Source organism: Candidatus Baltobacteraceae bacterium, assembly GCA_036489885.1.
In the GTDB taxonomy this organism is placed as follows: domain Bacteria; phylum Vulcanimicrobiota; class Vulcanimicrobiia; order Vulcanimicrobiales; family Vulcanimicrobiaceae; genus JAFAMS01.
Map to the genome: position 1 here is coordinate 132,521 of DASXEW010000003.1, position 14,535 is coordinate 147,055.

Below are 14,535 nucleotides of genomic sequence, written 5' to 3' on the forward strand. Positions count from 1 at the left end.
TGCCGTTCCTCAGTCTAGTTTATAGCTCCCGCTCGCATCGACGCCGATTTGGCGGTCGCCAACCGGTGCGCTTCGCGTGCTGTGATCCCAAAAACCGGCGGGTGGTGCAAGCGGGTTGCTTGAGGGGTCCTCCTGGCTTCTGAACGCCTGGGTGCTCAAGGCGATCGTATCACCCGGCTGACGCGGATAGTCGCGCGGCAGACGATCTTGTTTTTCGCTCGCAAGGTCTGCGAGTGCGAGCGGCCGCGCACCGGAGACCGAGGTGTTCGTGGCGCTTGCAATATCGTTCACTAGACTTCTCCTATGACTGCAGCGCGCATACGATGCAGCGCTGCGCAGTGCAGTTGCGAGACGCGTTGCGGCGTCACGGCCATTGACTCGGATATCGTGCGCAACGGCGTATCCGCGAAGTAATGCCGCTCGACGATTTCGCGTTGACGCGGCGAGAGGCGCTCGAGCGCGCGGTACACGGCACGTTCGCGCGTGACGCACTCGTACAGCTGCGCGGGATCGTTGCCCCAATCGACGCGAGTGCGTGCGCCCGCCGGCAACGACGCATCGAGCGAGAGAGGCAATCCGCGCTCGACCTGCGCCCGCGCACGCGTGATGCCGGGTAACGCTTCTTCGAGTTCACGCTCGGAAAGCGGCACCTCTCGCCCGGCTTGTAACCGATCGCCTTCGCGCACGCGGCGGCGCGCACGTTCCGAGACCGGGTCTTTGCGCCGTAAGCCGTTGAGCATCGCCCCGAGAATCACATGACGTGCATACCGGTCGAGCGTCACACCGCGACTCGCATCGTACGTGTCGAGCGCGCGAACGAGTCCGAGCGCGCCATCGCCGACGAGGTCGTCTTCATCCGGCACGCGACAGATGCGCGCGACGCGATGGGCGATTCTGAACACAACCGGAAAGAGTTTGCGCACATGCCGATCGCGCTCGTCTGCACTCATCGAGGTTTGGGTATGAACAACTGTTGCGCAACACTGCCGAGCGCGATCTCGCCGACCGGTCCGAGCGGTTTCGTGAGCGGCTCGAGCACTTGGGTGAAAAGCAGCGCTTCGAAGACGCTGGCCGCGCGCGGCTGCGGGTCAGGTGCGGTGCAGATTGTTTGCGATTCGCTGCATCTCATCGGCAGCCTGAACTCCTTTGGCGTTAGCTTCATACGCGCGCTGCGCGGACAGGATCTCCATCATCGATCCGATGATCGAAACATTCGAACGCTCGAGCATGCCGAAGCCAATCTTCGGACCGTGCTCGCCGCCGGGAAACACACGCACCGGCAGACCCGCACGATGCGTTGCTGCAAAGCGCGCGCTGCCAAGCGGTTCGAGCGCTTCGGGCGCTGCAAACATGCTGAGCACGATACGCCCGCAATCGGACTTACTGCCGCCTGCGCGCTCGCAATGCACGCGACCGTCGGGTTCAACGCTGACGCTCGTCGCGTCGCTCGGAATACGAACGCCCGGAACACGCCAGCCGTCGCCGGTTTCGAGAGTGCCGTTCGGCGCGCGGTGAAATTCGCCGTTGCGCGTGTACGCGGTTCGGGAACCATTCGTAAGGACGAAGAATCCTGATCCGTCGATCGCGACATCGAACGGCCCACCGCTCTTCTCGAGTTTTCCTTGCTCGAAAACGGGATGCGTGCCGGAGGGAACGACGCCGAGTCCAATGCCGCCTGCGACGCGTACGTCGCTGAACGCGGCTGCGGCTTGTTTGAAGCCGGCAACGTCGGCGTTCGCGAGATTGTCGGCGACGACGTCCAGATGAATCTGCTGCGCGGCCATGCCGGAGGCCGCAACGACGAGAGCTCGGTTCATCGCAGCCTCGCCAGCTCGTTGACGGCTTTCGCACGCGTCTCATCGATCGCACCGAGTGCCTTTTGCGCGGTCTCGAACGCGCGCTGCGCGTCGAGCACGTCGACCATCTCACCGACGGCGTTGACGTTCGGGCTTTCGAGCGCGCCGCTCACGAGCGAGGATCGATACGGCAATGGAATGCGGTCGAGTAACTTTCCGTCAGGCGCAACACGCACGAAACCGTGCACGCCCTGAACGCGTGCGCCGCCATCGTCAGCGAGAAAACCATGCGCGTCGCGCATGAACGCGCCGTTACGCGTAGGCTTGCCGCCGATCAGGAACGCTCCGTCCCCCACGATCGCGAGATCGAGCGCGCGCCCGGTATGCCGAAGCGCACCTTGTTCGGACGATGTCGTCTTCTGCGTTACGAGCCCGCTCGCCGACAACGTGACCCGCGCTACGGCCTTCCGGAACCCGTCTGATGAGGCGTTCGCAAGATTCTGCGCCGCGATTTCGAGCCGCGTACGAGCGGTTCGCATCGCGCTCGCGGTCCAGTCGATTCCATCCATGCAGCGCAGTATCGCCGCACGGGGTTACGCGTATGTTGCTACGACTTGTGCAATAAAATGGCCAACATGATCGTGATCCATGTCCCGACCGTCAGCGACATCATCCGCCACCCCACGCGACCAATATCGTCACGAACTTCGCCAATCTTGCGGTCAAGGGAATCTAACCGGCGATCCATGCTATCGAGCCCCTTGTCGACTTGCTCGTAGGCGCCTTCGAGACGCGCCGTACGTGGTTCCAAGGGCTGGGCGGTCATGTGTAGTTATTTCCCCCGACCCGCCCCGGAAGACCTATAAGAGTGTCTTCGCCAGCTCCGCGAAGTTCGCAACGATGACGTCGGGCTGATACGGCGTCTTGCCGAACGGGCGTTTTCGCCGGTCGATGAACGCCGAGCGCATGCCGAACGCTTTGGCTCCGAGACAATCGAAGGCGTGATTCGCGACAAAAAGCACTTCGTGTGGTTTGGCACCGATCAGCTCCGCGGCTTTCTTGTACGTGGCGACGTGCGGCTTAAACGATCCGGACTCGGCGACCGAGATCACGCGATCGAATTCGATGCCGGAATACGGCACGCCGCTCGCGAGCATGTCGCGATCGCCGTTGGATAGGATGACGAGCTTGTATCTGGTGCGCAAGCGATCGAGCGCCGCCGGCACGTCCGCGAAGGGCTTGAGCCGCGTGATCGCGTCGACGAGATCACGCACTTCCTGATCCGTGTGCGCGACTTCGGCCCGGTCGAGCGTGTAGTCAAGCGCGGCAAAACCAATCTCGCGGTAGGGCGTGTGTTCTTTGTGCAAGAGCGCGTCGATCATCGAGTTCTCGAAATGCGTTCGGCGCCACCAGGTGACAAGCTGCCCCGGCTTGCCTTCGTACTTCTTCTCTTTGAGATACGGCGCGATCGCTTCGGTAAGCCCGGCTTGCATGTCGACAACCGTGCCGTAGAAATCGAACATGAGCGTCGAGACGCCGTCCACTAGCGTTCGCCGATCGTGACGAGATACTGCAACGCCATCCGCGCTTGTCCATCGCGCGCGTACATATCGAACAGCGCTTGAGCCTCGCGATGAAGTTGCTCGCTCTGGGGTCCCGTGTGCGGAAGGTACGAGCTGCTGTTCACGCGGTCGACGATGCCCGCGGCATCAAAGATCTGTTCGCTCGGCACCGATCGCTGCCGCACGCTGCGCCATCCGTCGAAAAGTGCAAATGTCTCGCGCGTTCGCGCACGCCGCTGCTCGGTGTCGTCGGTTGCGAACTTGCGGACCAGATTTCCGTATGCGCCCGCGAACGGATCGCTTTCATCGCGTTCGTAGTAGACGAGTGCTGCGCGTCCGCCGTCTTTGAGAATGCGCATGATTTCCGGATACGTGACGGCCGGATCGAACCAATGAAAGGCTTGAAACGCGGCAACGACGTCGATGCTCGCGTCTGCGAGCGTCGTTTTCTCGGCTGAGCCATCGACCCACGTCACGCGCTCGTGCGTACCCGCCTTCGCGCGCATGGCGACGTTCGGCTCGACGGCGCGAACATCGGGCCCGTGCGCCGCAAGGAGCAGCGAGGACGTTCCGGTCCCTGCGCCGAGGTCGGCGACGACGAGGCGGCTCGGATCGCCGAGTCCCTCAAAGATAATCTCGCCGACTTCGGGCGGATAGCCCGGACGGCCGGCGTTATAGACGCCCGCTAAGGTCGTAAAGCGTTCTTTTTCGTTCACGAGCAAAGCGTAGCAGAAAGATTCCGGCTGTCCCTCGACTTCGCTCGGGATGACAAGCCGGAGTTGTCGATTTCCAGGCAGGCCATTCGTCTTAGGGGTACGGAGGAGAAGAACCAATGCAATACATGCTGCTGATCTATTTACCGAACCGCCCGGTGACGCCGGAAGAGCGCGAAGCCGCTATGCCGGCCTGGATGGCCTATTCCAAAGAGCTGCAAGACCGCAAGGCCTACATCGCCGGTGCGCCGCTTGCCGAACCGACGAGCGCGACCACGGTGCGCGTGCAAAACGGGAAACGCGCCGTCACGGACGGTCCGTTCGCCGAAACGAAGGAATGGCTCGGCGGATACTACCTGCTCGACTGCAAGTCGCTGGACGATGCGATCGAGCTCGCCGGGAAATGCCCCGCTGCGCAATATGGATCGATCGAACTTCGTCCCGTCGTCGACATGTAATCAATCCGCGACGATCGAGCAATCGTTTCGCGATGATGCGGGACGCGCGCTCGCGACGCTCGCCAAGCACCTCGGCGACATCGAAGCCGCAGAGGATGCTCTTCAGGACGCATATCTCGTCGCGTTGGAACGTTGGCCGCGCGACGGAGTGCCGCAGAATCGAACCGCCTGGATCTTGGCGACGGCGCGCAATCGTGCGATCGACAAATTACGACGCGAGCGTCGCGGACGCGAGAAACTCGAGCTTCTCGCGACGCTCGATTTCGTACACAATGCGGAAGATGCAACAGAAATGACGGCTGTACCGGACGACCGGCTCGGATTGATGTTCGCGTGTTGCCACCCCGGCCTCGCGGTCGAAGCGCGCGTGGCGTTGACGCTGCGCACGCTCGGCGGACTCGAGACCGCTGAGATCGCCGATGCGTTTCTCGTTCCGGAAGCCACCATGGCGCAGCGGCTCGTGCGCGCCAAGCGCAAGATTCGTGAAGCGGCAATCCCACTCGACGTGCCGCCGGCGCAACGCCTTCCCGAGCGTCTCGCCGACGTGTGCGCGGTGCTGTACTTGATTTTCAACGAGGGCTATCTCGCCTCACGCGGCGAGCAGCTCGTTCGCCACGATCTCTGCGAAGAAGCGATTCGTCTGGGACGGATTCTGATGCGGCTGATGCCGCAAGAGCCCGAGGTAATGGGACTGCTCGCGCTCATGTTGTACGCACACGCACGACGCGCGGCGCGCACCGGCCCGGCCGGTGAGCTCATCCCGCTTCCGGAGCAAGAGCGCACGCTCTGGAATCGCGAGCTGATCGCAGAAGCGAATGCGCTGCTCGGACGCGCCGTACAGCATCGTTTGGCGGGCGCCTATCAACTCGAAGCGATGATCGCGGCGGAACACACGAACGCACAGAGCGTCCAGCGCGTGCATTGGGACGCGATTGCACGCATCTACGGCGAGCTTGCCGTGGTCGCGCCGTCGCCCGTGATCGACTTGAATCGCGCAGTCGCCGTCAGCTTTGCAGACGGACCGGAGTCCGGACTGCGAATCCTCGATGCGATCGAGCCGGAGCTGCTCGAGAGCTATCATCCTGCGCACGTTGCGCGCGCTGATTTTCTCTCGCGGTTGGGACGCCGCGGCGAGGCGCGCGAAGCTTACGTAGCGGCCCTCGCACTCACGCAGAACGCCGCGGAACGCGTATTCATCGAAGGAAAAGTCAGGGACTTGGATCAGTCGACCCTAGCCTGATCGCGAGAGCGCGTGATAGGGTAATGTGCACAGCGAGGAAACGACATGGCGCATCGAGCAGCAGCCCTGCGATACGAAGACCTCGAGGCGTTCCCCGAGGACAACACCCGGCGCGAGATCATCGACGGAGAGTTGTTCGTGAGCCCCTCGCCGTCGCTCCGGCATCAAGAAATCGTCGCGTCTCTCTGGGCAGCTTTCCATGCGTACGGGCGAACCCACGACGGCAAAGCGTATGTGGGTCCGGTCGACGTCCTTCTCGCGGAACACGATGTCGTAGCGCCGGACGTGATCTACATTGCAGCCGATCGCGCCACAATTCTACAAGAGAAGGCCATCTTCGGCGCTCCGAGCTTGATCGTTGAAGTCACGTCATCGAATCGCTCACGCGATCGCGGAAAGAAATTGCGCCTCTACGCGCGCTCCGGCATTCCCGAATATTGGATCGTCGATCCGAAGCACCCGTCGATCGAACGTTGTAGCGACCCGGTAGGAGAATGTTACGCGAACGTTCAGATTTTCACCGAGACGATGAATGCCGCAACCTTGCCCGATCTGCGCATCGTAATTCCCGAACTCGTCGACTGAAACTCGCGATAAGTCCGCCCTTTCCGCCCATGGAGGCGCAGCTCACGCGCGCCTTGCCGCGCGGCGAGAATTTTCTCTTCGAGCCAAAGTGGGACGGCTTTCGCTGTTTGTGTTTCCGTGACGGCGACGAAATTTATCTGCAATCGAAATCATCGCGCCCGCTGGCGCGCTACTTCCCTGAGATCGTTGCAATGCTCAAGGCGTTGCCGATGCGCAAGCTCGTCATCGACGGCGAACTCGTGATTTCCGTCGACGATAAGCTCGACTTCGATCAACTGCTGCAGCGCATCCATCCTGCGGAAAGCCGCGTGCGCAAATTGTCCGCGGAATTTCCTGCGCAACTCATCGTCTTCGATCTGTTAGTCGATCCGGAGGGAACACGCATTGCCGATCTTCCACTCGAAGAACGCCGCGCGCGTCTCGAGCGTTTGGAAGGCTTGCGTCTTTCCGAAGCCACGCGAGATCGTTCGATGGCCGCAAATTGGCTTTCCGAATCGAACGCCGACATCGACGGCGTCATCGCGAAGCGCTTGGATTGCCCGTATCGTTCGGGCGAGCGCGACGGCATGTTCAAGGTTAAGCGCTTGCACACCGCAGACTGCGTGATCGGCGGTTATCGCACGAGCGACGACGGGACGCGCATCGCGTCGCTCCTACTCGGTTTGTACGATGCCGATGGCATTCTCCAGTATGTCGGCTTCACGTCGAGCCTGAATGCCGAAGACCGCGCGCATCTCGAACGCGAGCTCGAAAAGCGGAAGGCCGAATCCGCATTCACCGGCCGTTCGCCGGGCGGACCGAGCCGCTGGAGTCACGGCAAATCAACGGAGTGGGTGCCGGTGAAACCGGAAATCGTCATCGAGGTCGGATTCGATCACGTGACCGGTGGACGTTTCCGGCACGGAACTCGCGCACTGCGCTTTCGCCCCGATAAGGCGCCGCAGCAGTGTACGACCGATCAGCTTCGGTAGGCTACTGCGTCCGCGGCGGTTTGGTGCGCGGCAGCTCTTCGGTCGCGCCCGGCCGATAGGTGTATGCGCCTGAGGCCGGCGGAGGCGGCGCGGAACCGGGGGGCGGCGGAGGAATCGGACCGATCGTCATCCCGGAGCGCGGAAACTGCGCACCGGCCAGCATGGCGTTCGCAATTTGCGCGAGGCCAACGAACATCGGGATCAAGCCGCCGAGCAACCAAGGACCCGGCACGAAGACGCCATCGCGCATGCCGATGAACGACAGGCCGATCAGCAGAGCAAACCCGACCGCCGTGGTGACGATGCCCTTACGCAGACAATTCTGAGCGTTCTGATTCCAGTTGCTTGGGTGCGAGACGTACATCCCAGGGCCAGGGGGCGGGGCCGCCTGGCGGGCCGCAAAGACGTGGTCCCACATCTCCCGGTTTGAAGAGTCGCCGGGAGGGGTGATGCCACGCTTGATCATCTCCATGCGCTCCATGTGCTTGAGCATCCGGGTGACGATCCACCCGGCTACGGGGAGGCCGAAGATACATACGACTGCGAGAGCCGCTACAACATTGTCGTCCATGCTGCCCCATTTACAGTGCGACCCCGGGGAAATGTTTCACGGGCGGGCAAGCGGTGTGGAAGCCCGAAACATTCCGGCGCCTTCCTTCGTAGGTTTTTGTGCATGGCGGCCATCTCCGCTCCCTCGGATCAGGATCTCGTAACTGGGACGCTCGCCGGAAACGGTGCGGATTTTGAAGTCCTCATCAGCCGGTACGAGCGCGCCGTCTATAACCTCGCGCTCCGAATGCTGCGCAACGTCGAAGACGCCAAGGACGCGACGCAAGAAGCGTTCTTCAAAGCATATCGCTCGCTACGCACGTTCAAGACCGGCGCGAAGTTCTCGACGTGGATCCTCGCAATCGCGTACAACGCGAGCTGCGATCGGCTTGCCAAGCGTCGCCGCTATTCCGATAGCGGACTCCCGGAACGCGCCGACCCCGGACCCGGACCGGCCGAAGAAGCTGAACGTGAAGACGAAGCACGCGCCTTGCGCTACGCGATCGATCAGCTTCCGGACAAGTACCGTGCCGTGATCACGCTCTACCACCTGCAAGGAAAGCAGTACGACGAGATTGCGACGATATTAGGAGTGCCGATGGGAACCGTGAAAACCCACCTGTTCCGGGCAAAAGATCTCCTACGCCGGCGTTTGTCAGGCGAACAAGACGAAGACGAAGAACCTGTCGCGATCAAATCACGGTTTGGTTGGATGCAGAGAAGGATGGCCGCAGTACTATGAAATACGACGACGCAGCACTCGAACGCGCACTTGACGCGCTTTCGCTCGAGGATACGCCTTCGGATTTGCATTCGCGTATCGTTGCGGCGATCGCTCCGCGACCGCAAACGGCTTTTCGACCCTGGGAGTTGTGGGTCGTCGGCGTCGCCTTCGCAATCTGCACTTGGTTGATTTTAACGATCGTCGGCGCACCTTCCGAAGCGCTTCGCATGGCGACGCAGCATCTGGAAGCCGCGATCATCACGATCGTCACGCCGCCTGCGGTTTATTGGCTGGCGCTTGGTGTCGTTACCGCAATAGTGGTGCAAGCGAGGCGCGCACCGCGTTCCCAAACTCCCGCGTACTAAGCGCTTTCGAATCGCCGATCAAATCGGCGGTGCGCAAGCCGTCTGAGAATACGTGCGCGACGGCACGCTCGATACGTCCTGCGCTCTCGGAATCCGACAGCGAGTAGCGGCACAGCAACGCAGCTGAAAGAATCGCCGAGGTCGGATTCGCGATGCCCTTGCCGGCAATGTCCGGTGCGGTTCCGCTGATCGGCTCGTACATGCCGAATTTTCCGAATTCGGTTGTCCCGGTGCCGATGCTCGCGCTCGGCAGATTCCCCAGAGAACCCGCAAGCATTGCGGCCTCGTCCGAAAGAATGTCGCCGAACATGTTCTCGGTGACGATGACGTCAAAGCGTTTTGGTTCGCGCACTAAATGCATCGCGGTCGCGTCGACCAGCATGTGCTCGAGCGTAACGTCCGGGAATTCCTTGCTGACTTCGTCGACCACCTCGCGCCACAGACGGGAGGTCGCGATCACGTTGAGCTTGTCGACGGATGTGAGTTTCTTGCGGCGTCCGCGCGCCAGCTCGAATCCGAAGCGCGCAACGCGGCAGACTTCGTCTTCGTCGTATTTCAGCTCATCGAACGCGCGTCGCTTGGGCGTGCGCTCGAAACGATGTTCGCCGTAGTAGACGCCGCCGGTCAGCTCGCGCAGCACGATCAGGTCGAGCCCTCGCACGAGCTCCGGCTTGAGGCTCGATGCGTCTTCGAGCCCGGGAAACACGTTGACCGGCCGCACGTTCGCGTACAACTCGAAGTGCTTGCGCAAACGCAAGAGCGCCCATTCGGGACGCTCCTCGAGCGGCTTGCCGTCGAATTGTAAACCGCCGACGGCGCCGAACATGATCGCCGATGCGCGCTCGCAGATCGCGAGCGTCTCGTCGGGCAGAGCACCCTTGCCTGCGAGCAACGGATCAGCACCGACTTCGCACGGGACGTATTCGCAATCCGGTCGCACTGCGCGCAGTACGTCGAGCGCTTCCCGCGTAACCTCAGGTCCGATGCCGTCGCCCGGCAGTACTGCGATAACCGGTGCCATCGCGACTAGATAAAGTTAAATGCGGGGCGCGGTCCTTCGAGATAGTACGTCAAGCCAAGCTCTTTGGCTTGCGGATGCAACTTCTCGAGCGTCTCGCGAAATTCGTCGCGGCGCGTCTGCGTCACGAGAAACGCGCCGCAGAATAATTGATGCGAATCGGCAAGTGCCTCGATCCGGCGCGCGGCCGTCGAAACCGCCGAGCACGCCCTCCAGACTTGCATGATGTGATCGCTGTGCGGTCGCACGGTCTTGCGGTTCGCGTCTTCGCGTGGGCGGGCCATCATCGTACGCAAAAGGTACGGCGTCAGCTCCGGCAAGCGATGCGGGCCGCGATAGACGTGAACGGCCCACTCAGCCTTGCCCGCGATGCGCGTCAAACTGCGGCGAAAGCGCGTATAGTGAGCGCGCGTCGCCATGTCGAGCGACGTAGAGTCAGCGTAGACGGTGAAGGGCTGAACCGGAACGACCGTCCCTTGAATCATCGCGCGGGAAACGATTGCTTCGTGCAGACGTGCTTCGCGCACAAGCCAGCTCGAATCGTTCTTCTTCAGCTCGAGCGTCTGCGGCGTCCAAATATCCGCCTCGACGGTGCGCAGCAACAGCGCAATCTTCTCGAAGCGCGAGAACGTGATGCGTTCGCCTTCGACCCGCAGACGGCGCCCTGCAAATTCTTCGTCTGCGACACCGATAAGATGATAGGCGCGATCGACTGACGCGAGAGGCGCCTGTGCACGGCTCATTGGACGAGCGTGTGTTGATCGGGAAGTTCAGCGATGCCGTTGAGTATTACCGGGCTCGGGGCGACTCGTTCCAGTAATGCAAGGTGGGTCATCAAGAGACTCCTCAGTTCGCTCCGTGCCTTTTCGGCGTTGTCGAGAGATCGCTGGTACTCGCGCTTTGCTTCGTCGGTCCGTTCGACCAAAGAGCCGATCTCCTTTTCCGCTTCCATCTTCGCTTGCGCTTTGATGACGTCGGCTTCTTTGTGGGCTGTCGCCTTGACCTCATCGGCCGTGCGCTGCGCGAGGATCAGCGTGTTCTGAAGCGATTCTTCCATCGCCTTGAAATGACTGATACGCTCGCGAAGGTCCGCGGTTTCCGCTTCGAGCGCGGCCTTTTCCTGCGCCTCGTCCTCGAGCGATTCGATCAGGTCATCGAGGAACTGGTCGACCTCTGCGCGGTCATAGCCTTGCAGCGATTTCTTGAAGGTCTTGTGCTGTATGTCGACTGGCGTGATCCGTTGCATCGTACCTTAGCCCTGCCGCGCGCCGAATGTGGTACGCGGCTTGAGGTCGATTAGTGTGTCGTTTTGAATTGCTTCGCGCACACCGGCAGAATTTACCGCAACGCCGGCAGGCACGACGAGATAAATTGAATCGGCGAGCTTCTGAATCTTTCCGTCGATTGTGTAGGCAACGCCTGACGTAAAGTCGACAACGCGCTGAAGAAGCGAGCGATCGGCGCCTTGCAAGTTGACGATTGCAACATGGCGCGAACGCAGCGCGTCGGCGATGTCGGTGACGTCCCCGAAAGCGGCGGGCGCGAAGATCGCGACCTCGACGCCTCCGGCGCGAATACGATTGGTCGACGTGATCGGCACGACGTTACCGTGCTCGTCGAAGTCATCATCGTCGTCATCGCGCAGTGAGAAGAATGAACCGATGCGCTCCAAAACGCTCATGCGGGAGTGCCTCCTTTTCTCGGGCGTGGGCCGAAGATCGCGGTGCCGACGCGGATCATTGTGGATCCGCATGCGACCGCGATTGGCCAGTCAGCGCTCATCCCCAGGGATAGGATCTGTCCGCCCACGCGCTGGTGCGCCTCAGCCGCGCGCAGAAATGCATCTCGAATGGTGGTGGGATCGTCTGTTAGCGGGCCGATCGCCATCGTGCCGGCGACCTCGAGCCCCTCGGCACGCAACCGCTCGGCGATCTCTGGTGCCAGCTCGGGTTGCAGACCGTAGCGCTCTGCCGCCGAGATGTTGAGCTGGAGCAGCACGCGCGTCGGCGTTTCGCGTTCGCGCGCGGCTTTGGCGAGCGCCAAGCCGGCTTCGAGGCGATCGACGCTCTGCACGAGATCGAATTCGGCGACCATCCGCTTCGCTTTGTTCGTCTGCACGTGCCCGATGTAGTGGCGTTCGGCCGAATGCGAAAGGCCCGCAAACTTCGGGATCGCCTCCTGGACGTGATTTTCGCCGAACGCGCGAATGCCCGCGGCATACGCTTCGAAGACGAACTGCCGGGGTTGAAGCTTCGAGACGGCAACGATCGCAATCTCAGCCGGGTTTCTGTTCGCAGAGCGAGCGATTTCCGCGACTTCTTCACGAAGACGTTGCACGCGCTCAGCGATCGTCGTCGAAGCGTTCATCGGCGCTCCGAGGGCGAGCTCCATGGAATGTTCTCTTCCACAGGCACCGTGCCGCTCCCCCATTTGAAAGGTGAAGGATGCAAGAGATTCGCGAGACCAGCCGTCGACCCGCGCCGTTTGAAAAACCGCAATCGGTTGCGTTCGATGGCTCGTCACTGTGGATCGGATCGATTGCGACGAGCAAAATCTATCGTCTCAATCCGGATACGCTTGCAATCGGATTTGAAGCCGCGGCGCCCGGCAAACCGTGGGGCATGGCCGCGATGAACGGCGAGCTGCGCGTCATTTGCGGCGAAACGGAGGAAGACAACCGCTTTGTCCGTCGCTTCGTTCCGGGTTCGGGCTTCACGCGCGATGGGGATTTTCAGTGCCCCGAAGACACGGGCTCACAGCTGTCGTTCGATGGGACACGCCTCTACGTCAGCCAGTGGTATAAAAAGCGCTTGCTGGCCGTCGACACCAAGGGCAACGTCCAAGAGACGATCGAGATCCCGCACGGCGTCTGCGGTCAAACGTTCGCGAACGGCGCCTTCTACGTGCTAACCACCGACGACGAAGCCAAAGGCGACTACTGGATCACGCGCGTAGAGCGCAACGGCTCGAACAAGGTCGAAGACATCGCGCACGTCTCGTTCCCCGCACGCGCCCTCGCGTTCGACGGCAAGCACTTCTGGACGAACCATCGCGAGGCCGACCAGATCGTCTCGTTCGACCTTCCCTAGGGGCGCACTACCACTTCCGATCGAGCGACGCGAAAACGTCGTCGACCGGAATCTGAAGGCCGGGAAAGCCCGCGTGCTCGATCGTTTCCCGCGCGCGAAAGATCGCCTCGCCGTGCACATCGGTAACACGAATCGTGCGCGTGGCCGGATCGACATTGAGAACCAACGTTGCTCCATGCGCGAGATAGAGCTCAGTTTTGCGACGAATTCGCAACTCGCGATCCTCGGGCGAGCGAACCTCCACGACGATATCGGGTGCGAAGGGCGGCCGCTCTTGCTCTTCAGCCGAAAGCCTCGCGAGGCGTTCTCCCGAGACGTAGGCCACGTCGGGAACGAGGGTAACGCCTTCGCCGAGATAGGCTCGCAGCTCCATTGCTACGCTGCCTCGATCACCGCCCCACGCCTTGAGGAGAATCCCCACGTTAAGCATGATCTCGCCATGGCCGCGCTGCGGGCTCACCTTCTCGTGAACCACGCCATCGAAAAGCTCTTTGTAGGGTTTCTCGTCCAACCATGCGTCGATTGACAACATCGCGACCTCACACCGACCTTATCACGCGGTTTTCGCGCGTGACAAGATTACGCGGTAGGATTCGGCTTTAAGGTCTCGTCGGTGTGGGTGCCGCCCTGCAGGGCACGCACGATGAGATAGATTCCCAGGACGATCATTGGAATGGAGATCAGCTGCGCAGCGGTGAGTGGCCCCAGCGTTGCGTCCGGCTCGCGCCAAATCTCGCCCAGCGAACGGCAGATGCCGTAGCACGTGAACCACGTCCACGCAACGACACCATCGGGCGCACGGCGCCGATAAACGATCAGGAGGATCGGCAGGACCAAGATGTCGAGGATCGCTTCGAATATCTGCGAGGGGTACCGATAGCCGTAGTAATTCGGGAATTTGATGCACCACGGACGATCCGGATTGCAAATGTCTCCCGGCAGCTCGTCGTTGATGAAATTCACAAAGCGCGTCAACATGAGCGCTATCGGGATCATCATCACGATCTCATCGGCGAAGACCTGAAACTTGAGCTGCGGACGCTTGCGCAAGAATAGCCATATCGCAAGCATGACGCCCATCAGACCACCGAAGAATCCCATCCCGCCATTCCAGACGGCGATGATATTGAGCGGATTCGAGATATAGTCGCCCAGCGTATGCCGCGTGACGATGTCGGCCGCGACGAAAAAGAGCCGCCCGCCGACGAGCACGCCGATCAGCGCGTAGACGAGAAAATCCTGAATCTCTTCGGTCGACAACCCAAGCCGGCGTCGCCCAGCCGGCCGATTCAACCAGAGAAAGACCAGAATGAATCCGGCCAAATACGACAGGCCATACCAATGTATGCCAACGGGCCCGATCTGAATCGCGATCGGATTGATATTGGGATAAGTAAACCAGTGCTCCACAATGCGCGCGTTAGCCGGAGGCGACGGCTCCTCCCTGCTCGAAACGCGGCTGGTC

Annotated in this window: 22 protein-coding genes; 7 read left to right on the forward strand and 15 right to left on the reverse strand. The window is 61.4% G+C overall.

The features are described 5' to 3' along the window. Positions 1-9: 9 nt before the first annotated feature. From VGG22_06560 to VGG22_06590, 7 genes are all read right to left on the reverse strand, one after another. Positions 10-291: a hypothetical protein gene (locus VGG22_06560; protein HEY1728014.1), complete on the reverse strand. Its 282-nt coding sequence runs from the start codon at positions 289-291 to the stop codon at positions 10-12. Next, entirely contained in the window at positions 291-950 is a 660-nt protein-coding gene (locus VGG22_06565; protein HEY1728015.1) for a sigma-70 family RNA polymerase sigma factor, read from the reverse strand. Before VGG22_06565 ends, VGG22_06560 begins: the two co-directional genes overlap by 1 nt. 138 nt (positions 951-1,088) lie before the next feature. Continuing rightward, on the reverse strand, positions 1,089-1,817 hold the full coding sequence (locus VGG22_06570; GenBank protein HEY1728016.1) for a flagellar hook-basal body protein: 729 nt from the start codon (positions 1,815-1,817) through the stop codon (positions 1,089-1,091). Beyond that, positions 1,814-2,365: a flagellar basal body rod C-terminal domain-containing protein gene (locus tag VGG22_06575; protein HEY1728017.1), complete on the reverse strand. Its 552-nt coding sequence runs from the start codon at positions 2,363-2,365 to the stop codon at positions 1,814-1,816. Before VGG22_06575 ends, VGG22_06570 begins: the two co-directional genes overlap by 4 nt. A 38-nt stretch (positions 2,366-2,403) precedes the next feature. Next, positions 2,404-2,622: a hypothetical protein gene (locus VGG22_06580; protein ID HEY1728018.1), complete on the reverse strand. Its 219-nt coding sequence runs from the start codon at positions 2,620-2,622 to the stop codon at positions 2,404-2,406. A gap of 34 nt (positions 2,623-2,656) precedes the next feature. Continuing rightward, complete coding sequence (locus tag VGG22_06585; protein HEY1728019.1) at positions 2,657-3,340, reverse strand: haloacid dehalogenase type II; 684 nt, start codon at positions 3,338-3,340, stop codon at positions 2,657-2,659. Then, a complete protein-coding gene (locus VGG22_06590) occupies positions 3,340-4,074 on the reverse strand; it encodes a class I SAM-dependent methyltransferase (protein HEY1728020.1) in 735 nt (244 codons plus the stop codon). Before VGG22_06590 ends, VGG22_06585 begins: the two co-directional genes overlap by 1 nt. A gap of 116 nt (positions 4,075-4,190) precedes the next feature. Here VGG22_06590 and VGG22_06595 point away from each other — a divergent pair, with 116 nt between their 5' ends. Genes VGG22_06595 through VGG22_06610 form a run of 4 tightly spaced genes read left to right on the forward strand, consistent with a single transcriptional unit; the run spans position 4,191 to position 7,325 of the window. Next, on the forward strand, positions 4,191-4,529 hold the full coding sequence (locus tag VGG22_06595) for a YciI family protein (GenBank protein HEY1728021.1): 339 nt from the start codon (positions 4,191-4,193) through the stop codon (positions 4,527-4,529). Continuing rightward, positions 4,492-5,769, forward strand: coding sequence for an RNA polymerase sigma factor (locus VGG22_06600; protein ID HEY1728022.1), 1,278 nt, complete (start codon positions 4,492-4,494; stop codon positions 5,767-5,769). The genes VGG22_06595 and VGG22_06600 overlap by 38 nt, the downstream gene beginning before the upstream one ends. Before the next feature lie 45 nt (positions 5,770-5,814). Continuing rightward, on the forward strand, positions 5,815-6,354 hold the full coding sequence (locus tag VGG22_06605; GenBank protein ID HEY1728023.1) for a Uma2 family endonuclease: 540 nt from the start codon (positions 5,815-5,817) through the stop codon (positions 6,352-6,354). Then, a complete protein-coding gene (locus VGG22_06610; GenBank protein ID HEY1728024.1) occupies positions 6,264-7,325 on the forward strand; it encodes an ATP-dependent DNA ligase in 1,062 nt (353 codons plus the stop codon). The genes VGG22_06605 and VGG22_06610 overlap by 91 nt, the downstream gene beginning before the upstream one ends. A 1-nt stretch (position 7,326) precedes the next feature. Here the strand turns inward: VGG22_06610 and VGG22_06615 are convergent, their stop codons facing one another. After that, a complete protein-coding gene (locus VGG22_06615; protein ID HEY1728025.1) occupies positions 7,327-7,896 on the reverse strand; it encodes a DUF6249 domain-containing protein in 570 nt (189 codons plus the stop codon). Positions 7,897-7,998: 102 nt separating this feature from the next. On the opposite strand from VGG22_06615, the gene VGG22_06620 reads away from it, so the two are divergent. Together VGG22_06620 and VGG22_06625 are read left to right on the forward strand one after the other, a co-directional pair. Next, on the forward strand, positions 7,999-8,616 hold the full coding sequence (locus tag VGG22_06620) for an RNA polymerase sigma factor (GenBank protein HEY1728026.1): 618 nt from the start codon (positions 7,999-8,001) through the stop codon (positions 8,614-8,616). Next, a complete protein-coding gene (locus tag VGG22_06625) occupies positions 8,613-8,963 on the forward strand; it encodes a hypothetical protein (protein ID HEY1728027.1) in 351 nt (116 codons plus the stop codon). Before VGG22_06620 ends, VGG22_06625 begins: the two co-directional genes overlap by 4 nt. On the opposite strand, the gene leuB is transcribed toward VGG22_06625, so the two are convergent. The 5 genes from leuB to VGG22_06650 are packed head-to-tail and all read right to left on the reverse strand — an operon-like array spanning position 8,905 to position 12,372. Continuing rightward, complete coding sequence (leuB, locus tag VGG22_06630; GenBank protein HEY1728028.1) at positions 8,905-9,984, reverse strand: 3-isopropylmalate dehydrogenase; 1,080 nt, start codon at positions 9,982-9,984, stop codon at positions 8,905-8,907. The two genes, VGG22_06625 and leuB, sit on opposite strands and share 59 nt — an antisense overlap. 5 nt (positions 9,985-9,989) lie before the next feature. Next, the gene (locus tag VGG22_06635; protein HEY1728029.1) at positions 9,990-10,724 is read right to left on the reverse strand and encodes a GvpL/GvpF family gas vesicle protein; all 735 of its coding nucleotides are present in this window, start codon (positions 10,722-10,724) and stop codon (positions 9,990-9,992) included. Further along, entirely contained in the window at positions 10,721-11,227 is a 507-nt protein-coding gene (locus VGG22_06640; GenBank protein HEY1728030.1) for a DivIVA domain-containing protein, read from the reverse strand. The genes VGG22_06635 and VGG22_06640 overlap by 4 nt, the downstream gene beginning before the upstream one ends. Before the next feature lie 6 nt (positions 11,228-11,233). Continuing rightward, entirely contained in the window at positions 11,234-11,662 is a 429-nt protein-coding gene (sepF, locus tag VGG22_06645) for a cell division protein SepF (protein ID HEY1728031.1), read from the reverse strand. After that, positions 11,659-12,372, reverse strand: coding sequence for a YggS family pyridoxal phosphate-dependent enzyme (locus VGG22_06650; protein HEY1728032.1), 714 nt, complete (start codon positions 12,370-12,372; stop codon positions 11,659-11,661). Before VGG22_06650 ends, sepF begins: the two co-directional genes overlap by 4 nt. 53 nt (positions 12,373-12,425) lie before the next feature. On the opposite strand from VGG22_06650, the gene VGG22_06655 reads away from it, so the two are divergent. Then, complete coding sequence (locus tag VGG22_06655) at positions 12,426-13,070, forward strand: hypothetical protein (protein ID HEY1728033.1); 645 nt, start codon at positions 12,426-12,428, stop codon at positions 13,068-13,070. Positions 13,071-13,077: 7 nt separating this feature from the next. Here VGG22_06655 and VGG22_06660 read toward each other — a convergent pair whose 3' ends face one another. After that, a complete protein-coding gene (locus VGG22_06660) occupies positions 13,078-13,602 on the reverse strand; it encodes a Uma2 family endonuclease (GenBank protein HEY1728034.1) in 525 nt (174 codons plus the stop codon). A 47-nt stretch (positions 13,603-13,649) separates the two neighbouring features. After that, positions 13,650-14,480: a prolipoprotein diacylglyceryl transferase gene (gene lgt / locus VGG22_06665; protein HEY1728035.1), complete on the reverse strand. Its 831-nt coding sequence runs from the start codon at positions 14,478-14,480 to the stop codon at positions 13,650-13,652. Positions 14,481-14,535 lie beyond the last annotated feature (55 nt).